The sequence below is a fragment of the Marinobacterium aestuariivivens genome (assembly GCF_042661465.1).
Taxonomy (GTDB): Bacteria; Pseudomonadota; Gammaproteobacteria; order Pseudomonadales; family Balneatricaceae; genus Marinobacterium_A; species Marinobacterium_A aestuariivivens.
Genome location: NZ_JBHSWE010000001.1, coordinates 5,392,125 through 5,415,203, shown reverse-complemented (window position 1 = coordinate 5,415,203; position 23,079 = coordinate 5,392,125). Strand labels below are relative to the sequence as shown.

Sequence of the window (23,079 nt, the reverse complement as noted above, 5' to 3'; positions counted from 1 at the left end):
TCGGGCGCCTGCGAACAGGTCCGCCATTATGCCCGCCGGGAGCCGAATTGCCAGCCGGGGCTGAGCCCCGGCCTTACGATCGCATGACTCAGTGCTGATAGAGCGCCAGTTGGGAGGATTCCTTCGGGGTCAGCATCCGGGTCGCACGGTCGGCGCGAACATCGTAGATCACGCCGAACGCCAGTACGTTCTGGACATAGTTTCGCGTCTCGTCGAAAGGTATGGTTTCGACCCAGATATCCAGCGGCAGGCGGCCGCGTTCCTCCAGCCAGCGGGAGATGCGATGCGGACCGGCATTGTAGGCGGCGGTGGCGAAGACGCGGTTGCCGTCGAAGCGTTCGAGCATCTGCGCCAGATAGGCGGTGCCCAGCGCGATATTGGTGGTCGGGCTGTACAGGTCCGATACCGAGCGGTAGGGAACCTGATAGCGTTTCGCGGTCTGGGAGGCGGTCCTGGGCATCAGTTGCATCAGGCCGCGGGCGCCGGCGCGGGACTGAACGTTGGCCTGAAAGGCGCTCTCCTGGCGAGCGATCGACAGCGCCCAGGTTCGATTGATGCCGCGGCTGTCGGCATACTGGTCGAACAGGGCGCGATAGGGCTGCGGGAAACGTATGCTCAGGTCGTTCCAGCGCTGGGCGCTGATGGCCCCGCGGATCGCCTGATCGTGCCAGCCCCACTGGTTGACCAGATGAGCGGCGGCGTGGCGCTCCTTCGGATTCAGCCGCGTCTGGGCATGGTTCCATTCCGAGCGCGCCGGATACTCCTGTTTCAGGTTCAGCAGTTCACGCATGCGCTGGAACGCAGCGCTGCGTTCCAGCTGCTGCAGGTCGGCCTGGCTGAATCGCGCCGGCTCGTCATTGAGGTCATAGGGCAGGTCGTGGGTCTCGGCGGCAAGGAAGCCGTAGAAGCTGCGCTCCGCCGTGAGTTTCTCGATATCGTCCAGGCGCCTGTCGGCGGGCTCTGCGCCCAGGGATTCGGCGGCGACGTTGCGCCAGTAGCGCCAGCGGTCGCTCTGCTGCAGATCTTCGGGCAGGCGGGCGATCTGGTCCAGAACCTGGTGCCAGTCCAGTCGTGTCAGGGCGTTGCGGATGCGCCATTCGGTGACATCCGGGTAGCGATAGTCCGGATCGAGGCGTTGCAGTTTCTTCTCGAGGTCCGGCAGGAAGTTCTTGCCCAGGCGGACACCGAAATACCGATCCAGCTCCTCGCGCGTCCGGGCGCCGATCTCGAGCCGTTCGCGTTCGCGCAGCCAGAGCGAAAACGCCTGCTCGAGATCCTTGCGTGCCAGTGCCCGAATGCCGTGGGCGGCAATGCGGCCGTGACCCGCATTGGCGCCTTTGAGTGTGGTGCTGTCGGCGAGCAGTGCCGGTTTGGCGCTGACCTGCCAGAACTTCGCGGTTACCGCTTTATGGTCCGCCCGGGTGATATAACGCTCGACGTAGCGTGCCAGGGAGGGGTTGCCGCTGTCGATGGCCTTCCAGAAGCGGCTGTAGGCGATGTCGGAACTGAGTTGCCCGGCCTTGATCCAGCTGTCGAACAGCGGGTCGCAGGCGTCCGGTTGTGATTCGCCGACATCCCACAGGTCGGCCGCTTCGCTGAAGGCGCCCTTGCGATCGCCGGTGTTGAGGCGCGCCACCAGGGTGAGGCATCGATAGTGCGTGCCTGTGATCTCCAGCTTGCCGGCTGCCTGCAGCAGGGCGGTCCAGTCCCTGCGCTGTGCCAGCTCGTTGAGCCAGCGCCGCTGCAGGCGCGATGCCAGCAGGGTGTCGCCGAAGCGGGAGAGGAATTCGTCGACCTGTGCTCGGCTCGCGCCGGCAAGGTTGCGATCGAGCTGCTCGAACTCGAGGTAGGGGTAAAGCGGATACTGATGCAGATTCTGCTTCAGCGTCCGGAAACGTTTGAGGTCGCCCGCGTCCAGCGCCTCGCCGGCCTGCTGGTACAGGGCCCGGTCCTGAGCAAAGGGGTCCGAAACTGCGGCCTGGGTGCCGGTTGAGACAAGGGGTATCGAACACAGCAGCAGCGACGCGAGCTTCAGAGATAGAGGTTTCATAGCCAATCCACAGCCCTGTTTAATTGGAGTTGTCCGGGCCAAGGATGGCCCCTGTTCAGAAAATGCATGGAGCAATTTTCTGACCGGGCCAAGGATGGCCCCTGTTCACCTGCTTACGTAGAAGACCGCAGGAAGCAATTTTTTGTCCAGTCTAAAGCAGAGGCGAGCAGAAAAAACAGTATTGAACAGTTTTCATATTGGGGCGGTTATTCCTGTAGAATAATGGTCCCCAAATGAATTGAATACATGACGCTATGCCACTGATACGTCTAGACAATATTTCGGTCGCCTTTGGCCCCAGAACGCTGCTGGACCGGGTCGGCTTCCAGATCGAACCCGGCGAGCGCGTGGCGCTGGTCGGGCTCAATGGCGCCGGCAAGTCGACGCTGCTAAAGCTGATTGCCGGCGAGCTGCACGCCGATGGCGGCGAGTTCTGGACCGACCCCGCCTGCCGCATCGCGCAGCTGGCCCAGGCGCTGCCCGCCGCCGACGAGCGGCGGGTGCGCGACGTGGTCATGGCCGGGCTGTCGGATATCGTCCGGCTGCGGCGCGAGTACGACGAACGGGTGCAGCAGCACGATATGGCCGGTCTCGAGGCGCTGCAGCAGCAGATCGAAGCGGTGGACGGCTGGCACCTGGAGCAGAAGGTCGAACGTGTACTGGACCGGCTCGGGCTGCCGGGGGACCGGCTGATGTCGGAGCTTTCCGGCGGCTGGCGTCGCCGTGCGGCTCTGGGGGCGGCACTGGTGCAGGAGCCGGATCTGCTGTTGCTCGACGAACCGACCAACCATCTGGATATCGAGACCATCGAGTGGCTGGAGCAGCAGCTCAGGAGTTCCGGGGCGGTCTGCTGTTTATCTCCCATGACCGCGCCCTGGTCGATGCGCTGGCGACGCGGATCGTCGAACTCGACCGCGGCATCCTGACCTCCTTCCCGGGCAGTTATCGGCAGTATCAGGCGCGCAAAGAGCAAATGCTGGCCGAGGAGGCGCGTCACAACGCCGAATTCGACAAGAAGCTGGCTCAGGAAGAGGTCTGGATACGCCAGGGTATCAAGGCGCGTCGCACCCGCAACGAAGGGCGGGTACGGGCGCTGGAGCAGCTGCGGCGCGAACGCTCCGAACGGCGCAATCGCCAGGGGCAGGCAAAGTTCGGCCTGGAAACAGCGCAGAAATCCGGCAAGCTGGTGGCCGAGCTGAAGGACGTCTCCCTGGCCTACGAGGGGCGGACCCTGATCGACCGGCTCTCGCTCAGCATTCAGCGCGGTGACCGTATCGGCCTGATCGGCCCCAACGGCATCGGCAAAAGCAGCCTGCTGAAGCTGGTGCTCGGGCAGATCGAGCCGGACAGCGGCGAAATCCGGCGTGGTACCAAGCTGGAGGTCGCCTACTTCGATCAGCTGCGCGGCCAGCTGGATCCGGACAAGACCGTGATCGACAATATTTCCCAGGGCGCGAAAGCATCAGTATCAATGGCCGCGATCGCCATATCATCAGCTACCTGAGTGACTTCCTGTTTTCGGCCGAGCGTGCCCGCACGCCGGTGCGATCGCTGTCCGGTGGCGAGTGCAACCGGGTCCTGCTGGCCAAGCTATTCAGTCAGCCGGCGAACGTGCTGGTGCTCGACGAGCCGACCAACGATCTCGATGTCGAAACGCTGGAACTGCTGGAGGAGATCCTGCTCGAGTTTCAGGGCACGGTGCTGCTGGTCAGTCACGACCGCTCCTTTCTCGACAATGTCGTCACCAGCACCCTGGCATTCGAAGGGCAGGGCCGGGTGCGCGAGTATGTCGGCGGCTACCAGGACTGGCTCCGGCAGCGTCCCGTCGTGCAGGCGCCGGTTGCCACAGGGGCACAGAAAAAGCCCGAGTCTGCAGCCGAGTCGAAGCCCAAGGCGACCCGCAAGCTCAGTTACAAGCTTCAGCGCGAGCTCGATGCGCTGCCGCAGCAACTGGAGGATGCGGAGCAGGCGCTGGAGGCGATACAGCGGGAGGTTGCGGCGGCGGACTTCTACGACCGTCCCCACGACCAGGTCAGTGCCCGGCTCGAGGCGCTGCAGCAGCAGGAGCAGCTGCTCGAGCAATTGATGGAGCGCTGGGTGGAGCTGGAGGCGATGCAGGAGTAAAAAGCTGCACGTTGACCCTGGTTGCCGTTGGCAGGAGCTGGTTCTAGAGGCTTGTAGCTGCGACTGGCGACGCTCGAAGCGTCTTCATCTTCGAGCGTTGCCCGTCGCATTTATTTCTCGACCGGCTTGACACGGATGGCCAGGACGTCACAGTGCGCGCCGTGCAGCACGCCGTTCGCCGTCGAGCCCAGCAGCAGCGAGAGGCCGTGGCGACCGTGGCTGCCGACGATGATCAGGTTGATGTCCTGTTCGTCGGCGATGCGGTGGATTTCGGATTCGGTATGGCCGCTGACCACGAACTTGTTCTTGACCGGGTGTGTCAGGCGTCCGGCAAAGCTGTCGAGCTTGCTGCGGGCATGATCGTCAAGCTGCTCCTGAATGGTGGTCAGGTCCATCGGGACATCGCCACCATAGGCGAAGCTCAGAGGCTCGATGACATGTATGAGGCTCAGCTCGGCATCGTTCCGCTCGGCGATCTCACAGGTCTTCTCGATCAGCTGGTCCGACTCCTCCGAGAGATCGACAGCCAGCAGAATTCGTTTATAAGCGCTCATCTTTGCGATGTTCCTCCAGGTAGTAGGTAATTTGAGATTAGCATACGGGCGTGGCGATCGAGTGACATCAATCAATGTATGGAAGGAATAGGCGATGTGGAAGTGGGCGATCATAGTGCTGATCATGATGTCGCTGATCGGGTCGGTCATGTGGGCGATGCCGACGCGGCGCCAGACGGAGCAGGCCCAGTTGCGCAGTCGCGCCCGCACCCTGGGCTTTCAGGTGCAGCTTGTAACGCTGCTGGGACCCCGGGCGTCGGGGGAGGCGGAAGCCGAGGAGTACCGGCGCCCGGCCTACCGGCTGCTGCGTCACGGCGTGGATGCGCGGGTGCGCGAAAGACTGATTCCCTGGCAGGTGTTCCGTGTCGGATCGCTGGCCTGTGACGGTCTCCCGTCCGGCTGGAGCTGGAAAATCGGTGAACGCCAGCTGTCCCCCGCGCAACTGGAGTGTCTGCGAAGCGTGCTGGCGCAGCTGCCGGACGATGTCGTCGCCGTCGAGTCGACGCCGGTGCATGTCAGTGCACTCTGGGGTGAGCGTGGCGACCTAGAGGCTCTGGAGCGGATCCGGGATGCGCTCCAGGTCGTCATTGCCCATCAATTCTGATTCAGGAACACCGCAACGGGAGGAAGGTCGGTTGGAAACAGTACAACAGCCGGAGCCGGGGCTTTACCGGCACTACAAGGGCGAGGACTACGAGGTGCTGGGCTGTGCCCGTCACTCCGAGACGGAGGAGTGGCTGGTGGTTTACCGGCCCTGTTACGGGGAGCGCGGACTCTGGGTGCGCCCGCTGGCGATGTTCATCGAAGAGGTGGTCTTGCCCGAAGGCAACGCCGTGCCGCGCTTTCGTCGCATCAGCGATCCCTGAAATAGCCTTCGAGATCGTCTGCGAGGATACCGCCCCTTGAGCGCTCGGGTCTGGGTTCCAGGCTGTCGAGCAGGGACTGGATCTGCTGCAGGCGGTCCTGTTTCAGCTGCTGTGGCACCATGGCGCGTGTCAGCACGGCCTTGGCGTGCTTGAGGTGAGACAGCGCGGCGGGGCGGTCTTCGAGGCTGAGGCTTTTCTGGCCCTGGGCCAGGTGGGCGGTGGCAATAATGGAGACATTGAGCCAGTGCAGGTCCTGGGCATAGCTCGACGCCAGCTGGCCGCTGAGCTGGTTGGCCTTGGCCATCTCTTCGAGCAACTGGCTGGCGAACTTGATATAGATGGATGCCCGCTTGATCGCGCGGTCGCTGTTCATCGGCACGCTCGAGGCCGTTGCGCGGTCTGCGCTGGCCTTGAGATTGCCGATGCTGCCGAGCAGCTCCGAATCGGGTGCCAGCACGCCGATCTCTTCGATCAGGGTCTGGGCATGGGCATCGATACGGTCGACGATCTCGGCCTTGCAGCCCGCGGCACGCATCACCATCAGTGCGTTAAGGCTGTGTTCGGCCTGCTGCTGCAGCCATTTAAGGCGTTCGGCGCGGGCTTTGGCGTCTTTTTCCCGGCTGCTGATGATGTGGCTGGTCAACAGGGCGGCCAGGCCGACGACGGCAATCAGGATTATGAAGCTGAGATTGTCTTGCAGCATTGGTTGCCATCAGGGGTTGGTTATTAACTGTCTGAATTATAAAGTGTAAAGTCAGAAATTTTCATCATGGCGAGAATCTTTGCGCCCGGGAACGGAAAAAAGCAGTTTTTCATGGCATCAGCTTGACCCCCGATTTCCCAGCACTTATATATGCACGCTGATTGAACCTGCGAACCAGGTTCCCAAGCCGATTCCGTGCCAAGGAACAGAATTCTATGGGCAAGTCTCTCGTTATCGTCGAGTCCCCGGCCAAGGCCAAGACGATAAACAAATATCTCGGAAGCCAGTTTGTCGTTAAGTCGAGCGTCGGTCATATACGCGACCTGCCGACCAGCGGCAGCGCGACCAAAAGCGATCCCAAGGAGCGGGCACGGCAGGCCGCTTTGACGCGCAAGATGTCGCCGGACGAGAAAGCCGAGTACAAGGCGCGCAAGTCCCGCGAGCAACTGATCGCGCGCATGGGCGTCGACCCCGATCACGACTGGGACGCCCATTACGAGATCCTGCCGGGCAAGGAGAAGGTGGTCGAGGAGCTCAAGCGTCTGGCCAAGGGTGCCGATGAAATCTATCTCGCGACCGATTTGGACCGCGAAGGGGAAGCCATTGCCTGGCATTTGCGCGAAGCGATCGGCGGCGATGATTCGCGTTTTCGTCGGGTGGTATTCAATGAGATCACCAAGAAAGCGATCAAGTCCGCTTTCGAACAGCCCTCCGACCTTGACCTGGCGCGGGTCAATGCGCAACAGGCGCGACGCTTTCTCGACCGCGTCGTCGGTTACATGCTGTCGCCGCTGCTGTGGGAGAAAATCGCCCGTGGCCTGTCCGCCGGGCGGGTGCAGTCGGTGGCCGTGCGCCTGGTGGTGGAGCGCGAGCGCGAGATTCGCGCCTTCGTGCCCGAAGAGTACTGGGAAGTCCACGCCGATACCCTGACCGCCGAGAAGGCGCCGGTTCGCCTCCAGGTGACGCGTCACCAGGGGCAGGCGTTCAGGCCCACCAGCGAAAGCGAGACCCGCGACTACCTGAGCCGGCTGGAAGGCGCACCCTTCGAGGTCGTCACCCGGGAAGACAAGCCGACCACCACGCGGCCCGGTGCCCCCTTTATCACTTCGACACTGCAGCAGGCGGCCAGCACCCGTCTGGGCTTTGGTGTCAAGAAAACCATGATGCTGGCGCAGCGCCTCTACGAGGCCGGTTACATCACCTACATGCGTACCGACTCGACCAACCTCAGTGCCGAGGCGGTGGCGGCCTGTCGCGACTATATCGGCGATCATTTCGGCAGCCGCTATCTGCCCGATCAGCCGGTTGCCTACAGCAGCAAGGAGGGGGCTCAGGAGGCGCACGAGGCGATCCGCCCCTCCGATGTCGGGGTCGAATCCTCGGCGCTGTCCGGAATGGAACGCGACGCGGAGCGTCTGTATGACCTCATCCGGCGCCAGTTCCTGGCCTGCCAGATGAAGCCGGCCGAATACCTGAGTACCCGTATTCAGGTCAAGGCGGGCGATTTCGAACTCAGAACCCGTGGGCGCATCCTCAAGTTCGACGGTTTCACCCGTGTTCTGCCATCCAAGGGCAAGAGCGACGAGGACGTGATCCTGCCGGATCTCAAGGCCGGGGACGCGCTGAAGCTCGAGCAGCTGGATCCGAAGCAGCATTTTACCAAGCCTGCGCCGCGCTTTACCGAAGCGAGCCTGGTCAAGGAGCTGGAAAAACGGGGAATCGGCCGTCCATCGACCTATGCCTCCATTATTTCGACGATCCAGGATCGGGGCTACGTGCAGGTGCAGAACCGCCGTTTCTACGCCCAGAAAATGGGCGACATCGTCACCGAGCGTCTGACCGAAAACTTTTCCGATTTGATGGATTACGGCTTTACCGCACGCATGGAGGAGGCGCTGGATGATATCGCCAGCGGCGACAAGGAGTGGAAACAGGTCCTGAACGACTTCTACGCCGATTTTGTGCTCAAGCTGCAGGAATCCCAGAATCCCGATGACGGCATGAGGCCCAACACCCCGACCGCCACCGATATTCCCTGTCCCGACTGCGGCCGGCCGATGATGATCCGTACGGCGAGCACCGGTGTCTTTCTTGGCTGCTCGGGCTATTCGTTGCCGCCGAAGGAGCGCTGCAAGGCGACCATCAATCTGGTACCGGGGGACGAGGTCGTCAGCGAGGATGATGACGACGAAGCCGAGTCCCGGCTGTTGCGCAAGAAGCATCGTTGCCAGAAGTGCGGCGCGGCGATGGATTCCTACCTTGTCGACCAGTCGCGCAAGCTGCATGTCTGCGGCAACAACCCGGATTGTGACGGCTTCGAGGTGGAGAAGGGCAGTTACCGCCTCAAGGGCTACGAGGGGCCGACCATCGAGTGCGACAAGTGCGGCGCCGAGATGCAGCTCAAGACCGGGCGTTTCGGCAAGTACTTCGGCTGCACCAACAGCGAATGCAAGAATACCCGCAAACTGCTGAAAAGCGGCGAGCCGGCGCCGCCCAAGATGGAGCCGGTGCCGATGCCGGAGCTGCAGTGCGAGAAGGTCGAGGATACCTACGTTCTGCGCGATGGCGCCAGCGGCCTGTTTCTGGCCGCCAGCCAGTTTCCCAAGAACCGCGAAACCCGGCCGCCCAAGGTCAGCGAACTGCTGCCGCACCGCGACGAGATCGACCCGAAATACAGTTTTCTGTTCTCGGCGCCAGTCGCGGACAGCGAGGGCAATCCGGCCCAGGTGCGGTACAGTCGCAAGACCAAGGAGCAATATGTGATGACCGAGGCCGACGGCAAGGCCACCGGCTGGCGCGCCTATTACGACAACGGGCGCTGGGTTGTCGAAGACAAGGCCAAAAAGACCAAGTAAGGTGCTGAACGCACTGCGCCCGGCGGGGTCTCTGCTATGGAGACCGCCTGCCGGGCGGGGGTTTTACCGTCAGGGGAGTTGGGATGAGTATCTATGTTGCCCGTACCAGCCAGAAGCTGAACTTTGCCCGCCTGCACCTGCATCAGCTGGAGCTGGCCCAGGCCTCGAGCGGCTGGAGCAAGCATGCGCTGGTCGAATCTTTTCAGGAGTCCGTGCTCTTTCATCTGGCATCGGGCTATCAGGCGTTCCTGCGCGAAATTGCCGAACGCTATCGACTGGAGGTCGAGCGGATCAACGGCTTCGAGGATCTCGAGCGGTTGCTGGAGCAGTCCGGCCAGGAGTCGCCTGAGCGCAACGAGCTGAGCGCCCTGGAGCAGGACAGCGGGAGCTGGCTGCACCGGATGCAGCTGGCCTATCGCGCCTGCTGGCAGGCCAGTGACCGCCGCGATGCATCGACGCCTGAGCACAGTCGTTCCGAGATCCAGGTGCGCCAGGTCAACCCCAGTCACGCCGTGGACAGAGACGTCCAGGCAGAATGCCAGCGCTGGTTCGACGAATTCGCCCGGCTGGTGGAGCGCCTGCGCGCCGGCATGGAGGAGTGGTAGCGGAGGATGGGTGAAGCGATGCATTGGCGGGAGCTTAACGTCGCTTTCGCGGCTCATGCATCGCGTAACCCGTCATATCGATCGCGTTGCAGATCGATTGGTGTCGGTTGGCTCGAAGAATGTTGGGTTGCGGTCGTTCCGAGTTCCATCCGAGCTACGGTTGCGGAGGCTCAGGCGTGCTGGCGGCCGCGTATCAGAATGCCGTGGCTGGCGCCGGACTGCGCAGCCTGCTCGAGGGTTTTCAACTGCGGCTCCGAAAGATAGCCGGGCCAGGAAATGACCGCATGGCAGGTGCCGGCACTCAGTGCGCGGCGTGCCAGGTCCAGCACGCTGTGTTCGGCATCAGGATGCAGCAGGATCACCTTGTTCAGGTCGATGCCGGCCTCGGTGAGCAGGGCCTTGGGCAGTCGTGCCGGTGGCGCTATCCAGGCGAACCAGCGATCGTCCCGGCTTAGCTGCGCCAGCAGCGGCATCAGCATCGGCATGCTGGCGATATCGGTATCGTGGGTGATGATTTCCGTCAGCTTTCCGTCGAAGCTGCAGGTCCGGGGGGCGCTGACGGCATTGCCGGCGCTTCGCGTCATGCGGGACGATGCGGCATGGCGGCGCTTGAGGGTGGTTGGCTGGATCATAGCGATTCTCCCGTGCGGCGGATGACGCCGACTCCCAGGCCCTCGATGGACAGCTCCTGCTCCCGCAGGTCGACCACGATGGGTTCGAACTCTTCGTTTTCGGCCATAAGGTAGACCTTGTTGCCTTCCCGCTTGAAGCGCTTGACCGTGACCTCATCCTCGATGCGCGCCACCACGATCTGGCCGTTGCGGGCTTCCTGGCACTGATGCACCGCCAGCAGATCGCCGTCCATGATGCCGATGTTGCGCATGCTCTGGCCCCGGACCCGCAGCAGATAGTCGGCCTTGGGGTGGAAGAAGTCGGAGGAAATGGTGCAGTGGTCCTCGATGTGCTGCTGCGCGAGGATCGGCGAACCGGCAGCGACCTGGCCGACGATCGGCAGACCTTCGTTGGCGGCTTCCTGCCCGGCTTCCGGCAGGCGGATGCCGCGGGACGTGCCCTTGATGATTTCGATCGCGCCCTTTTTCGCCAGTGCCTTGAGGTGCTCCTCGGCCGCATTGGCGGAACGAAAGCCCAGTTCGCGGGCGATATCGGCACGGGTCGGAGGGTAACCGGTGGTTTCGATATGGTGCTTGATGCAGTCGAGCACTTCCGTTTGTCGCCGGGTCAGTTTCATGATCGGAACCTGTTTGTTTATACAGTAGGTGTAAGTATATACAGTAACGGAAACGGGTAAAGCAAATTCTGTTGATATATCCAGTGTTTTGCTAGAATCCGGTGCCCCCTTCAGCGGAACCGGATGCTGCCGTGCTAACCGAGGCACTCAAACAAGAGATTCAGCAGGCTTATCGCGATTTTCTCGCCGCCAAGGGCCTGAAACCGCGCCATGGCCAGCGGCAGATGGTGGCCCATATCGCCCGGGTACTGGGCAATATCGAGGCCGATGCCTCGGCTGTTCGCCAGTCGGGCCCGCATGTCTGCCTGGTCGAGGCCGGCACCGGGACGGGCAAGACCCTGGCCTACCTGCTGGCGACGATTCCGATCGCGCGGGCAGCGGGCAAGAAGCTGATCCTGTCCACCGCGACGGTGGCGTTGCAGGAACAGCTGGTGATGAAGGACCTGCCGGACATCTCCCTCCATGCCCAACTGCCGGTCAAGTTCAGTCTTGCGAAGGGGCGGGGCCGTTATCTGTGCATCAACAAGGTCGAACGGCTGCTCGACAGCCAGGAGTCGATGGGGCAGATGGCCCTGTACGAGGACGAACTGGCGCACAAGCTCGACGAGGCGTCCGTCGAGCTGTACCGGGATCTGCTCAACGAATTCGCCGCCGGCCGCTGGGATGGCGACCGCGACAACCTCAGGCAGGAACTCGAGGAAAGTCTCTGGTACCCGCTCACCAGCGACCATTTGCAATGCAGCAACCGGCGCTGTGCGAACTTCAGCGCCTGTCCTTTCTACCGGGCCCGCGAATCCCTCGATCAGGTCGAGGTGGTGATCGCCAACCACGATCTGGTGATGGCCGATCTCGCCCTCGGCGGCGGCGCCATACTGCCGGACCCCGCCGACAGTATTTATGTCTTCGACGAAGGACACCACCTGGCGGCCAAGGCGATCGGTCATTTCGCCTACAGCATGCGGGTCGGGGCCAGTGGCCGCTGGCTTGCGGGTGTCGGGCGCCAGCTCGAGCGGATGCGCGGCGAGTGCGGCGACCATTCGGTGCTCAATACCTACGTCGGTCAGCTCGACCGGCCCTTCGCCGACCTGCAGCAGTGCCTCGAGGGGCTGCAGCGCACCTGCGGGCACTGCTGTTGAACGAGGACGGCAGCCCGAAGGCGGAGCGGTTCCGGTTTCCGGGCGGCCAGCTGCCGGAGGTGCTGCGGATCGAGTCCGGCGATATCGCGATGACCGCCGCCAAGGCGGCGCAGAAATTCGAGCAGATCGTCGATCTGCTGAAGGAGGCGATCGACGGCGGCATACCGGAGATCGACAAGACACCGGCCGAGCGCTGGTATCCGCAGATGGGCATGATGCTGGCGAGGATGCAGTCGATTCACTGGCTGGCGCGCTCCTATCGTCAGGAAGACCCGGCCGGCAGCTCGCCCACGGCGCGCTGGATCAACATGGTCGAAACGGCCGACGGGCTCGATTACGAATGCCGCTCGAGCCCGGTATCGGCCGCCGACACCCTCTCGGAGCACCTGTGGGAGCACTGCTACGGTGCGGTCGTCACCTCGGCGACTCTGACCGCGCTCGGCCAGTTCGACCGCCTGCTGGCAGACCTGGGTCTGGCGCCCGACACGCCCTGTGAAAGGCTGCAGAGCCCGTTCGACCATCAGCGTAGCGCCGAACTCTGGGTGCCGCCGCTGGCGGCCGACCCGTCGGACCCCGATGCCCATACCCGGGAGGTCGCGGATTTTCTCGAGCGACGGCTGTCATCGGCAACCGCAACTCTGGTACTGTTCAGTTCCTGGCGGCAGATGCGCGGCGTGCTTGAACAGTTGAGCGAATCCATTAAGAATACGGTGCTGTCGCAGGGCCAGTACTCGAAGAACGAAATACTCCAGCAGCACCGGGCGGCCGTCGACCGCGGAGCGCCAAGCATCATTTTCGGCCTGGCATCCTTTGCCGAAGGTGTTGATTTGCCAGGCGGCTACCTGACCGAGGTTATCGTCACCAAATTGCCATTCAGCGTACCGGACGATCCGGTCGACGCGACAATGGCGGAATGGATCGAACAGCGCGGCGGCAACGCCTTCATCGACTGGTCGGTGCCGATGGCCTCTATGCGCCTGACCCAGGCGGTGGGGCGGTTGCTGAGAACGGAGCAGGACAGCGGAACCGTGATACTGCTCGATCGCCGGGTGGTGACGAGGCGCTATGGCCGGCAGTTGCTGGATGCCTTGCCACCCTTCAGGCGTAAACTGAACTAACAGGATTTTAAGGTTTAACTTTGAGCAACGAAGACAAAAGCAACAAGCGCAGACGCCCGTCGCGCGGTTCCTCCCGCAAGCGTGGCGGATCCTCCCGGCGGCGCCGGGATACGGCAACAGCGAAATGGTCACCCGCCGATTTCGTGGTGCCGGTGGTGGAAGGCAAGCGCCGCTTTCACGACTTCAATCTGCCCGACGCCATCCTGCGCGCGATTCAGGATCAGGGCTTCCAGTACTGCACGCCGATCCAGGCCGCGACCATCGAGCCTGCCCTGGCCGGCAAGGACATCATCGGCAAGGCCCAGACCGGTACCGGCAAGACCGCGGCCTTCCTGACCGGGATCATCACCGACCTGCTGGACTACCCGCTTGGCGAGGAGCGCAAGCTGGGCGAGCCGCGGGCGCTGATCGTCGCGCCCACCCGCGAGCTCGCGCTGCAGATCGCCGCCGATGCCGAGGGGCTGGGCAAGTATGCCGATATCGGTGTCGTCGCACTGGTCGGCGGCATGGATTATGACAAGCAGCGGGCGCAGCTGCGCGAGCGGCCGGTCGACATCCTGGTGGCAACGCCGGGCCGGCTGATCGATTTCGTCCGGTCCAAGGAGGTCGACCTCTACAATGTCGAGGTGCTGGTGCTGGATGAAGCCGATCGCATGCTCAGCATGGGGTTCATACCGGACGTGCGCACCATTATCCGCCAGACGCCGCGCAAGGGCGAGGACCGTCAGACGCTGCTGTACAGCGCCACCTTCTCCGACGACATCATGAATCTGGCGAAGCAGTGGACCGTCGACCCGGTCCGGGTCGAAATCGAGTCCGAGCGCAAGACCACGGACAATGTCAGTCAGACCGTGTTTCTGGTGTCCAGCAAGCAGAAGTACCGGCTGCTGCGCAACTATATCCGCGTCAACAACATCGAGAAGGTCATCGTGTTCGGCAACCGCCGCCACGAGACCCGCGCGCTTGCGGAACGTCTGCAGAAGGACGGCCTGAAGGCGGCGCTGATGTCCGGCGAAATTCCGCAGAACAAAAGGCTGCGCACGCTCGAGGACTTCCGCAGCGGCAAAATCCAGGTGCTGGTGGCGACGGATGTTGCCGGTCGCGGCATCCATATCGACGGCGTGACCCACGTGATCAACTATCAGCTGCCGGAAGAACCGGACGATTACGTCCATCGTATCGGGCGTACCGGCCGTGCCGGCGCCAGTGGCGAGTCGGTCTGCTTCGCCTGCGAGAACGACTCCTTCCTGATCCCGGAAATCGAGACCGAAACCGGTGTCAAGCTCGAGTGCGTGCATCCTGATGCCGAGCTGCTCAAGGAGGTTCCGGAGGTCAAGGACGCGCCCGCGAAGCCCGAGGCGGCAGCTGAACCGGCTGGCGAGGCGGCCGGTGCCGACGCCGCAGAAGAGGCTGCAGAAGCGACTGAAGCCGCCGTGAAGGCGCAGTCTGAAACCCCGGCGCCTGCCGGGCACGAAACCGAAACCGGAACCGAACCGCAGCCACCGGCCGAGGCCGAAGCGGCCCCGGAAGCGGAGCAGCCCCCGGTAACCGAAGAGTCTGCAGCGGACGCGTCCGGAAAAGCGGCGGATGAGGCGGCTTCTGCCGAGGAGCAGGAGCGCCGGGCCGGAGAGTCGTCGGAGTCTCGATGAGCGCGACGGACCCGCACGGTACCCGCCGCATCAGCCGCATAGCGGCCACGCTGGTCAGTCTGTTTTTCGCAGTGATCGGCGTGGTCGGCTATCAGCGAACCGCAGACCTGCTGCAGCTGCTGCTGTTTCTGGCGCTGGCAGTCGTGGGGTTCGGTCTGGTGCTGGCGCTGTTTCGTGGTGTCGACTGGCTGCTCGACAGCCTGGATCGGCGCCGCTGAGGCAACGACGATCGCCGCACGGGGTCCAATGCGGTACGCGCCGGTGAGGGCGGTTCGCGCAATTGGGGCTGGCGGCGATCCGAAGGCAAGCAAGGAGTTTGTTCGATGAGTGGCAAGACGCAGGTTGCGGTACTGGGCGGCGGCAGTTTCGGTACCGTGCTGGCCAATATGGTGGCGGAGAAGGGGCTTCCGGTCCGGCTCTGGCTGCGTGACGAGGCGCAGGTGCGCAATATTCGCGAACACCGGGAGAACAGCAAGTACCTTCCGGGCTACCGGCTGGCGGAAGGCCTGGAGGCCGATACCCGGCTGGGCCAGGTTCTCGACGGCGCCGATCTGGTGTTCGTGGCGATCCCCAGTGGCGCCTTCCGCAAGGTAATCCGGGATGCCAAGGCCTGGTTGCGCCCGCACCAGATGATCATCAGCACCACCAAGGGTATCGAAGCGGACACCTTCAGCCTGATGAGTGAAATCCTGCGCGACGAGCTGCCGCAGGCGTCCATCGGGGTGCTGAGCGGTCCCAACCTCGCCAAGGAGGTCGCGGCGCGCCAACTGACTGCAACCGTGGTCGCCAGCGACGATGCGGCGCTGCGCGAGCGGGTGCAGACCGTACTGCATACCGAGTATTTTCGCGTCTATGCCAGCAGCGACATGTACGGAGTCGAGCTGGGTGGCGCGCTGAAAAACATCTACGCCATCGCCGCGGGGCTCAGTTCCGCGCTGAAAATGGGCGAGAACACCCGCAGCATGCTGATGACCCGCAGTCTCGCCGAGATGAGCCGGTTCGCCGTCAGCATGGGCGCCAATCCGCTGACGTTCCTCGGGCTCGCCGGTGTCGGCGACCTGATCGTGACCTGCATGTCGCCGCTGTCGCGCAATTACCGTGTCGGTTTCGCGCTGGGCGAGGGGAAAACGCTGGACGAGGCGGTCGAAGCCCTTGGGGAAGTGGCGGAAGGGGTCAATACGCTGAAGCGGGTCAAGGAAAAGTCGGAGCAGCTGGGCATCTACATGCCGCTGGTCACCGGCCTCTACGAAGTGGTCTTCAACGGCGCCCCCGTGGCCGCCGTCGCCAAGATGCTGATGCTCAACGAGCAGAGCAGCGATGTCGAGTTTGTGCTGCCGCGCAGCCAGGATGGCGTGACGGGTAGCGCATAACGCGTCACGCGTACACCGAATGGCACCCATGAGTACCTCCCGAATCTTCCTGATGCGTCATGGCGAGGCCGGCTTCGATGCCGCTTCGGATATCGAGCGCAGCCTGACAGCGCGCGGGCTGGCGTCGCTGGACCGGCTGGTCGAGCGGGAGGCGCAGCGTTTCTCGCCTGTGAGTGCCATTCTTTCCAGCCCCTACCGGCGGGCCCTGCAGACCGCCGAGCGGGTGCAGAAAAGGCTCGGGGTGCCGTTGCTGGAGCCGGATGCCGCCTTCACACCGGACAGAAGCGTTGCCGACGCCCTGGAGGCGCTCGAGCGGGCGCCTTGGCAAAACCTGCTGCTGGTGTCTCATCAGCCGTTGTTGGGGAATCTCGTTGCCACGCTGGTGCACGGGGATGCCCGCTACCCCGAGCCCATGATGCCCGGCAGCCTGGCCATCGTCGAACTCGACTGGCCGGCCGCCGGTCTCGGTCGCCTGCTGGCCCGGCTCGATCCCTGAGCCGTCCGCCGGATCTTCGCCGGCATGGCCCGTTCCCTCGGTCGTTCGGTTACCGGGCCTCGCTGGCCTGCTGCTGCACCCGGCGGGCATATTGCGAGGCCAGACGCTGCAGGTACGCATCGATCTCGCCCTTGCTCAGCGCGGCCAGTGCCTGCTCCAGTTTGCCGTTGTGACGGTAGATCCGCAGGCCCTCGCGCAGTGCCTGTTCCGCCTTGTCGTGCAGGCCAAGATGGACGTAGGCGCCCGCCAGGTCGTAGTAGAGCTGAATATCCGGGGTCTGCGTCAGATAGTCCTCTGCCCAGCCCACAAAGCGTCTGGAGTTGGTCTTGTTGTCGAGCGAGTAGCCGGCAATCAGCGTCTCTTTCATCAGCAGGTAGCCGGCGGGCCCCGAGAAGTACAGGTTCGACAGCGCCGGCGACAGGTACGCGGATTGCTGGCCGCGGCTTTTCATGTAACTGACGATGCCGGCATTGGCCATCAGCGAATGCAGCAGGAAGGTGGAGCCCGCGGCCGGCAGCAGGATCAGCAGTCCGGTGCAAAGGCCGTTGGCGGCACGGGAGAGCTTCACCTGCCGCTGCAGGGGGCGGCTGGCGAACGTCAGGTAGAGCAGGAACAGCAGCACGAACCAGTGCGGCGACGAGATGTAGAAGGGCAGCTCGACCTGGGTGTGCAGCGTGATCGGAATCAGGCCTGCGGCCAGCAACAGCCCCCGCTGGGGGCCGAGGCGCACGAGACGCCAGAGGACGGTCAGGCTGCAGATCAAGATCCCCGCCAGTGCCACCAGGCCGCCTTCGACCAGCCAGAACAGCAGTTCGTTATGGGGATGGGAATAGCGTGGTCCGAGGTCGAGGTCCGGGTGCGTGTCCTGGAAATGGCCGCGCTCGTCCTGCCAGACCGACTGGAAGCTGCCGATGCCATGACCGAAAAGGGGCGCACGGGCAATGGTGTCGAAACTGATTTCGTACACCGAGAAGCGCACATCGGCATGCCCGCCTTCCTGCAGCCGTTCGAGTTTGCCGACGGCGAAAGCGGAGCCCTGTTCGACCTTTTCCGACAGCAGAAAGCTGCCGCCCAGCGCCAGCGACAGCAGCAGTCCGAGGGCGATGCCGCGCCGACGCAGCAGAAAGGCGCTGCGTGCCAGCAGTGCCAGCAGCAGTCCGAGGGCACCGCCGATCAGGCCGATCCTGGAGCCGGTGGCAAGCAGGATGCCGGTACAGAGGGCCAGGGCGCAGTAGGGCAGGATGCGAATCATCGGCCGTGCCCTCAGCGCGCCGGGGCGGGTGGCGAGATAGACCGCCAGCGGCAGTCCGGTGGCCACGTAGCTGGCCATCAGGTTGACCTGCTGGAACATCGCAATCGGTCGCTGGCCGTTGGCGATCGGCAGAATATCCCGGAACAGCGGCAGTTGCTGGATCTGGATCCAGCCAATCAGCGCCTGCAGCATGATGCCGCACAGGATCACCATCAGGGCGATATCGCGATGCTGGCGTTGCAGCCGGAACTGGAACAGCGCCAGCAGCAGCATGAAACCGCCGAGCACGTATCCCAGCCTGATCAGCCATTCGGTGGGGTTGTCGATACCGGTGACGAAACCGCTGATGACGAAACCTGCGGGCAGGGCAGCCAGCCCCGGCCAGTACTGGGGCAATCCGAGCTCGCCATGACGCAGTGCCAGCAGCCAGCCGGCACCGGTCAGCAGCAGGGCGGCGGACCAGGTGCTGGCGTTATAGGGCAGATAAAGCCCCTCGCCGCCGAGGTTCTGCTGGTAATATAGTGGCGCGGCAAGGAACAGCAGGCCGAACAGCAGGAAGAAAAGCTTCTGCGAACGCAGCAGCTCCGGGTCCCGTTCGAGTTTCAGGGTGAAGGCGGGTTTCGCCGATCGATGGTGCTTTCTGGCGGACTTCTTTCGCGACATCGGGCTTTCCTTGGCTGGCAGTAGCGATCCGTCGCCGGGCCGGCAGCGTATAGTCGTTGAGCGACGGACTTCCGGGGATGGTAACCTATAATGCCGCAAGCGATAAGGCGCAAGTGGTGGGTGACAAGTGGCAGGGCCGGTCGTGTCGCTTGAGGGCTGCCGCTTTAAACAAGGATCAGGGATGTACAAGTCGTTGTCTTTCGAAGTGAACGGCCGCCGCCTGGCGGCGATGGAGTGGGGTAGCCCGGAGGGGCCGCCGGTACTGGCGCTGCATGGCTGGCTCGACAATGCCGCCAGCTTCACCCGGCTGTCCGAATATCTGCCGCAGTGCCGCCTCATCGCCATCGATCTGGCCGGTCACGGTTTTTCCGACCATCGTCCGGCAGGTACCCATTACTACATCTGGGACAATGTTGCCGATGTGCTGGCCGTCGCCGATCAGCTGGGACTGAAGCGCTTCAGTCTGGCCGGTCATTCGATGGGGGCCGGTATCTCGATGCTCATCGCCGGTGCCTTTGCCGAACGTGTCGAACAGCTGTTTCTGATCGACGGTCTGGCGCCGCTGGATTATGCCGCCGACGAGCTTCCGGTGCTGATGGCGCAGGCGATCGACAAGCGCGCCCGCATGGGGCGCAGAACGCTGCGTCCCTACACCAGTTTCGAGCAGGCGGTGCAGGTGCGCATGGGCGGGCGCTGGCCGGTATCCCGGCAGGCGGCGCTCTGGTTGCTCGAGCGAGGCCTGCGCGAGCAGGATGGGGGCTGGTACTGGCGCAGTGACAGCGCACTGATGCTGCCGTCGGTTGTGCGCCTGTGCGAGGCGCAGATCGAGGCCTTCCTGCGGCGCATATCGGCGCCCGTTCTGGTGGTGATGGCGGACCGTGGCATTGGTCTTGAGCGGGTGGAGGCGCAGGTCGGGCTGATCGACAATGTCGAGCTCAGAGTGCTGCCCGGTACCCATCATCTGCATCTCGAGCAGGAAGCCGCCGTGCTGATTGCTAAACTGATGAACGACAGGTTGCATTGCGCCGCCTGAAACTGCCTCTGCGGTGCCGCAGCCCGGTCCGGCAGTTGCACTGCGTGTCCGCTATCTGAATGGAGTCTGACTGTGCTGAAAAAAGCTGGTGGCTGTTGACCGCTTTGATGTTCTCCTGGGCCGTCTGGGCGCAGCCGGATGCCGGGGGATCCGCCGATTACCCCTTGCTGAAACGTTTCCCGCAGTCCTGGATCGAGGGCTATCAGCAGCGGGAGACCCCCGAATATCTGCTGATGTTGTCGGAACTGAAAAAGGCCAACAACGTCGTGGTGGCCGACCGGCGTTTGCCGCTCGAGGGGGAGCTGACACGCATCACCTACCGGATACCCGATCCGCACCTGCCGGCGGATGCGTTCGAACACTTTCGCGCCCAGATCGAAGCCCAGGGCGGTGAGGTCCTTTATCGCTGCAGCAGCCGGGACTGCGGCAGCAGCCATTACTGGGCCAACGACTTTTTCGGTATCTCCCAGCTCTATGGCCTCGACCGTACCCAGTATTATCTGGCCGCGAAGCTCGGCAGCGACTACCTGGCACTGTACTCGGTCCAGCGCGGCAATCGTCGGGTCTATCTGCAGCTCGACATCATTGCGCCGGAGGGGGCGGACGACCTGATGCAGCAGCTGCAGGTGTCCGGTTCAGCCGTGCTGTCGCTGGAGGGGCGGGGGCCGGAGGAAGTGGCGGACCGGCTGGTGCAGCTGCTGGCCGAGTTCGCGCCCGGCGAGCGGTTCTGGCTGGTGGTTCACTGGCAGGGCAGCGAGGCGGAGGCTGCCATCGAGGCCTCGGGCGCCTATGCCCGCCAGGTCGGGGCGGTGGTGCGCAGCGCAGGGTATGAGCAGGTCGAGGTCTTCGGCGTCGGGCCGCTGGTGCCCTCGGTGCTGGCCGGACGTGAGCGTGTCCTGGTGGTGGTGCGTCGTACAGGGGAGTAGCGGAATGAAGGTGACGGTGTCCCTGGCTCTGGGCAGTGGCGGTGCCCGCGGCTACGCCCATATTGGCGTGATCGAGGAGCTGGAGCGGCGGGGCTACAGGATCAAGGCGATCGCCGGCAGCTCGATGGGCGCCCTGGTGGGGGGCTCTATGCCGCCGGGGTGCTGGACGACTATCGTGACTGGGTGCGCAGCCTCAAACGCATCGATATCCTCAGGCTGATGGACGTGACCTTCAGTCGTGGCGCGATCAGGGGTGATCGGCTGTTCACCCGTCTGCGGGCGATCGCGGGTGATCCGCTGATCGAGGAGCTGCCGCTGGCCTACACGGCGGTGGCGACGGATCTTGTGCACCAGAAGGAGCTGTGGTTTCAAAAGGGCTCGATGCTCGATGCCATCCGCGCCTCGGTGGCAGTGCCGGGGTTCTTCACGCCGGTGGTCCGCGACAACCGCGTGCTTGTGGACGGGGGTGCTCAACCCGTTGCCGATCATTCCGACCGTCGCGGCCCATTCCGATATCATCGTCGCGGTCGATCTCAATACCAGCCTGTACCGCATGCCCGTGGTGGAAATGCCACAGAATGCCTATCTCGAGCATTCCGGCTACTCGGACGACTGGAAAGCGAAGGCCGAAGCGGATGCCGGGGCGGAGCGCAATGGCAGAGATCCGAACAACCGGCTGGCGGGGCGCATGGATATCCTGCTGAGCTCCGTCGAGGCGATGCAGAGTTCGCTCAGTGAATACAAGATCGCCGGATACCCGCCCGATCTGACGATCAACATACCCAAGGAAGCCGGCAGCTTCTACGAGTTTCATCGCGCCGGCGAGCTGATAGAGCTGGGCCGGGAGATTGCCCGCGAGCGCCTGGCGGCGCTGGAGCAGGGACGACTGACGCCATCGCCGCTCTAGTGTACTGTTTCACCCTTAAAGGCACTTATAGCGAGCCGCCAAGGGGCTGGCCGCAAGGCGCATTTTTGAAGGCATGGTGGGCCTATGTCGAGAAAATGCAACACCGCGGACGGCCCCTTGGCGGCTCGCCTGGAGGAGTCCGCCAATTCGCGCCCCGCGGCGTTGCCGTTCTTGGCAAGAGCGCCACTATTCCCGGCGAACGGCGCCTTGCTGGACACGAATTGGCGGGCTCTATAAGTATCTATTAGGGTGAAACAGTACACTAGGCCCGGGCGGCAGCTTTTCAGCCTTTGATCAGCGCCATGAACTCGTTGCGGGTGGCCAGGTTGTCACGGAAGGCGCCCAGCATCATCGATGTCTTCATCAGGGCGTTCTGCTTTTCGACGCCGCGCATCATCATGCACATGTGCTGAGCCTCGATGACGACGCCAACGCCGGCCGCATCGGTCACGTTCATGATCGCTTCGGCGATCTCCTTGGTCATGTTTTCCTGTATCTGCAGACGGCGCGCGTACATGTCGACGATGCGGGCAATCTTGGAGAGCCCGATCACGCGGCCCTGGGGGATGTAGGCGACATGGGCCTTGCCGATGAACGGCAGCAGGTGGTGCTCGCACATCGAATAGAGCTCGATGTCCTTGACCAGTACCATTTCACTGTTGTCGGACGGGAAGAGGGCGCCATTCACGACCTCTTCGAGTGTCTGTTCGTAGCCGCGGGTGAGGAATTTCATCGCCTTGGCGGCGCGCCTTGGCGTATCCCTCAGGCCTTCCCGGGACAGGTCCTCCCCCAGCCCTGCGATGATGTCGGCGAAAGCTTTTTCCATGTCGGCCTCTCTGGTTTGTCCGTCAAGGCTGCCGGGGCAGCCGGTTGTGTTGCGCCAGTCAGAGTATGGCTCAATCTATTTCTTCTGTCTCAGCAGAACATAGAGGGCCCCGGTACCGCCGTCCCGTGGCTGGGCTGAACAGAAGGCGAGGACGCCATGCAGCTGGCGCAGCCAGTCATTGACATGGGATTTCAGCCGCGGCTGGCGCCCGGCCTGGGAGAAGGCCTTGCCGTGCACCAGCAGAACCGCGCGGGCACCGCTGCGCTGGGCATCCCGGATAAAACGGCTGAGTTCGTCCCGGGCCTCGTCGACGGTCATGCCGTGCAGATCAAGCCCCTGTTCCCAGGGGATATGGCCCTGGCGCAGCCGCTTCATCACGCGCAGCTGGATGCCCGGCGCGGCGAACAGCAGCTCCTCGCCGGACTCGACGATCTCGACGGCTTCGCTGGACAGTCCGTCGATCACGCGCTCCGGCTCGCGCGTGGCGGCGGCTCGCTTATAGGCCAGAACGTCCGGATCTGCGGCCGGGCGGGCGATATCGGCACGGTCGTGGCGGTGGCGCTCGACACCCTGCATGAGCGTTTCAAAGGATTTCGCGTCTTCATCGACGCGGCTTGGCTGGTCCGACATGGCGTCACTTCAATATTTTCATTAACATAGGCGACCTTTACGCAGCACGTCCGAGGGGCGTGCACGG

The 23,079-nt window shown here is 63.5% G+C and carries 22 protein-coding genes and 2 pseudogenes; 16 read left to right on the top strand and 8 right to left on the bottom strand.

Going from position 1 to position 23,079, the window contains the following annotated elements; translation table 11 throughout:
• Positions 1-88: 88 nt before the first annotated feature.
• Positions 89-2,050 carry a transglycosylase SLT domain-containing protein gene (locus ACFQDL_RS28390; protein ID WP_379912053.1) on the bottom strand — a complete coding sequence of 654 codons (1,962 nt, stop codon included), beginning with the start codon at positions 2,048-2,050 and terminating at the stop codon, positions 89-91.
• A 254-nt stretch (positions 2,051-2,304) separates the two neighbouring features.
• Here ACFQDL_RS28390 and ACFQDL_RS28385 point away from each other — a divergent pair.
• Positions 2,305-4,174: pseudogene (locus tag ACFQDL_RS28385) on the top strand (ATP-binding cassette domain-containing protein).
• Between the two features lie 110 nt (positions 4,175-4,284).
• Here ACFQDL_RS28385 and ACFQDL_RS28380 read toward each other — a convergent pair.
• Positions 4,285-4,728 carry a universal stress protein gene (locus tag ACFQDL_RS28380; RefSeq protein ID WP_379912051.1) on the bottom strand — a complete coding sequence of 148 codons (444 nt, stop codon included), beginning with the start codon at positions 4,726-4,728 and terminating at the stop codon, positions 4,285-4,287.
• A gap of 94 nt (positions 4,729-4,822) precedes the next feature.
• On the opposite strand from ACFQDL_RS28380, the gene ACFQDL_RS28375 reads away from it, so the two are divergent.
• Both ACFQDL_RS28375 and ACFQDL_RS28370 read left to right on the top strand, forming a co-directional pair.
• Entirely contained in the window at positions 4,823-5,332 is a 510-nt protein-coding gene (locus tag ACFQDL_RS28375) for a hypothetical protein (RefSeq protein ID WP_379912049.1), read from the top strand.
• A 31-nt stretch (positions 5,333-5,363) separates the two neighbouring features.
• A complete protein-coding gene (locus ACFQDL_RS28370; RefSeq protein ID WP_379912047.1) occupies positions 5,364-5,594 on the top strand; it encodes a DUF1653 domain-containing protein in 231 nt (76 codons plus the stop codon).
• Here the strand turns inward: ACFQDL_RS28370 and ACFQDL_RS28365 are convergent.
• The gene (locus ACFQDL_RS28365) at positions 5,581-6,297 is read right to left on the bottom strand and encodes a DNA topoisomerase I (protein ID WP_379912045.1); all 717 of its coding nucleotides are present in this window, start codon (positions 6,295-6,297) and stop codon (positions 5,581-5,583) included. The genes ACFQDL_RS28370 and ACFQDL_RS28365 overlap by 14 nt on opposite strands.
• Before the next feature lie 215 nt (positions 6,298-6,512).
• On the opposite strand from ACFQDL_RS28365, the gene topA reads away from it, so the two are divergent.
• Both topA and ACFQDL_RS28355 read left to right on the top strand, forming a co-directional pair.
• Entirely contained in the window at positions 6,513-9,152 is a 2,640-nt protein-coding gene (gene topA, locus ACFQDL_RS28360; protein ID WP_379912043.1) for a type I DNA topoisomerase, read from the top strand.
• A gap of 83 nt (positions 9,153-9,235) precedes the next feature.
• Complete coding sequence (locus ACFQDL_RS28355; RefSeq protein ID WP_379912041.1) at positions 9,236-9,757, top strand: DUF6586 family protein; 522 nt, start codon at positions 9,236-9,238, stop codon at positions 9,755-9,757.
• A gap of 170 nt (positions 9,758-9,927) precedes the next feature.
• On the opposite strand, the gene ACFQDL_RS28350 is transcribed toward ACFQDL_RS28355, so the two are convergent.
• Both ACFQDL_RS28350 and lexA read right to left on the bottom strand, forming a co-directional pair.
• On the bottom strand, positions 9,928-10,389 hold the full coding sequence (locus tag ACFQDL_RS28350) for a cell division inhibitor SulA (RefSeq protein WP_379912039.1): 462 nt from the start codon (positions 10,387-10,389) through the stop codon (positions 9,928-9,930).
• Positions 10,386-11,006 carry a transcriptional repressor LexA gene (lexA, locus tag ACFQDL_RS28345; protein ID WP_465264003.1) on the bottom strand — a complete coding sequence of 207 codons (621 nt, stop codon included), beginning with the start codon at positions 11,004-11,006 and terminating at the stop codon, positions 10,386-10,388. Before lexA ends, ACFQDL_RS28350 begins: the two co-directional genes overlap by 4 nt.
• Positions 11,007-11,137: 131 nt before the next feature.
• Here lexA and ACFQDL_RS28340 point away from each other — a divergent pair, with 131 nt between their 5' ends.
• The 6 genes from ACFQDL_RS28340 to sixA all read left to right on the top strand — a co-directional run bounded on the left by ACFQDL_RS28340 (position 11,138) and on the right by sixA (position 16,775).
• Positions 11,138-12,142: a DEAD/DEAH box helicase gene (locus ACFQDL_RS28340; RefSeq protein WP_379912037.1), complete on the top strand. Its 1,005-nt coding sequence runs from the start codon at positions 11,138-11,140 to the stop codon at positions 12,140-12,142.
• A complete protein-coding gene (locus ACFQDL_RS28335; RefSeq protein WP_379912035.1) occupies positions 12,139-13,260 on the top strand; it encodes a helicase C-terminal domain-containing protein in 1,122 nt (373 codons plus the stop codon). Before ACFQDL_RS28340 ends, ACFQDL_RS28335 begins: the two co-directional genes overlap by 4 nt.
• A gap of 20 nt (positions 13,261-13,280) precedes the next feature.
• A complete protein-coding gene (rhlB, locus tag ACFQDL_RS28330) occupies positions 13,281-14,909 on the top strand; it encodes an ATP-dependent RNA helicase RhlB (RefSeq protein ID WP_379912033.1) in 1,629 nt (542 codons plus the stop codon).
• The gene (locus ACFQDL_RS28325) at positions 14,906-15,127 is read left to right on the top strand and encodes a hypothetical protein (protein ID WP_379912031.1); all 222 of its coding nucleotides are present in this window, start codon (positions 14,906-14,908) and stop codon (positions 15,125-15,127) included. The genes rhlB and ACFQDL_RS28325 overlap by 4 nt, the downstream gene beginning before the upstream one ends.
• 105 nt (positions 15,128-15,232) lie before the next feature.
• The gene (locus ACFQDL_RS28320) at positions 15,233-16,279 is read left to right on the top strand and encodes an NAD(P)H-dependent glycerol-3-phosphate dehydrogenase (protein ID WP_379912029.1); all 1,047 of its coding nucleotides are present in this window, start codon (positions 15,233-15,235) and stop codon (positions 16,277-16,279) included.
• Between the two features lie 28 nt (positions 16,280-16,307).
• Entirely contained in the window at positions 16,308-16,775 is a 468-nt protein-coding gene (sixA, locus tag ACFQDL_RS28315; RefSeq protein WP_379912027.1) for a phosphohistidine phosphatase SixA, read from the top strand.
• A gap of 49 nt (positions 16,776-16,824) precedes the next feature.
• Here the strand turns inward: sixA and ACFQDL_RS28310 are convergent, their stop codons facing one another.
• The gene (locus tag ACFQDL_RS28310; protein WP_379912025.1) at positions 16,825-18,690 is read right to left on the bottom strand and encodes a PglL family O-oligosaccharyltransferase; all 1,866 of its coding nucleotides are present in this window, start codon (positions 18,688-18,690) and stop codon (positions 16,825-16,827) included.
• A 181-nt stretch (positions 18,691-18,871) separates the two neighbouring features.
• On the opposite strand from ACFQDL_RS28310, the gene ACFQDL_RS28305 reads away from it, so the two are divergent.
• From ACFQDL_RS28305 to ACFQDL_RS28285, 5 genes and pseudogenes are all read left to right on the top strand, one after another.
• On the top strand, positions 18,872-19,723 hold the full coding sequence (locus ACFQDL_RS28305; RefSeq protein WP_379912023.1) for an alpha/beta fold hydrolase: 852 nt from the start codon (positions 18,872-18,874) through the stop codon (positions 19,721-19,723).
• A gap of 95 nt (positions 19,724-19,818) precedes the next feature.
• A complete protein-coding gene (locus ACFQDL_RS28300; RefSeq protein ID WP_379912021.1) occupies positions 19,819-20,649 on the top strand; it encodes a DUF4892 domain-containing protein in 831 nt (276 codons plus the stop codon).
• A gap of 4 nt (positions 20,650-20,653) precedes the next feature.
• Positions 20,654-20,869, top strand: a complete 216-nt coding sequence (locus tag ACFQDL_RS28295) for a patatin-like phospholipase family protein (protein ID WP_379912019.1) — start codon at positions 20,654-20,656, stop codon at positions 20,867-20,869.
• A pseudogene (locus ACFQDL_RS28290) lies at positions 20,869-21,060 on the top strand (patatin-like phospholipase domain-containing protein); the annotation flags it as partial. The gene ACFQDL_RS28295 and the pseudogene ACFQDL_RS28290, both read left to right, overlap by 1 nt.
• A gap of 55 nt (positions 21,061-21,115) precedes the next feature.
• Positions 21,116-21,556 (top strand): patatin-like phospholipase family protein, encoded by a 441-nt coding sequence (locus ACFQDL_RS28285; RefSeq protein ID WP_379913521.1) that lies wholly within the window; start codon positions 21,116-21,118, stop codon positions 21,554-21,556.
• 283 nt (positions 21,557-21,839) lie between these two features.
• On the opposite strand, the gene folE is transcribed toward ACFQDL_RS28285, so the two are convergent.
• Together folE and ACFQDL_RS28275 are read right to left on the bottom strand one after the other, a co-directional pair.
• Positions 21,840-22,382 (bottom strand): GTP cyclohydrolase I FolE, encoded by a 543-nt coding sequence (gene folE, locus ACFQDL_RS28280; RefSeq protein WP_379912017.1) that lies wholly within the window; start codon positions 22,380-22,382, stop codon positions 21,840-21,842.
• A 75-nt stretch (positions 22,383-22,457) separates the two neighbouring features.
• Positions 22,458-23,012 (bottom strand): Smr/MutS family protein, encoded by a 555-nt coding sequence (locus ACFQDL_RS28275; protein ID WP_379912015.1) that lies wholly within the window; start codon positions 23,010-23,012, stop codon positions 22,458-22,460.
• Between the last annotated feature and the right edge of the window lie 67 nt (positions 23,013-23,079).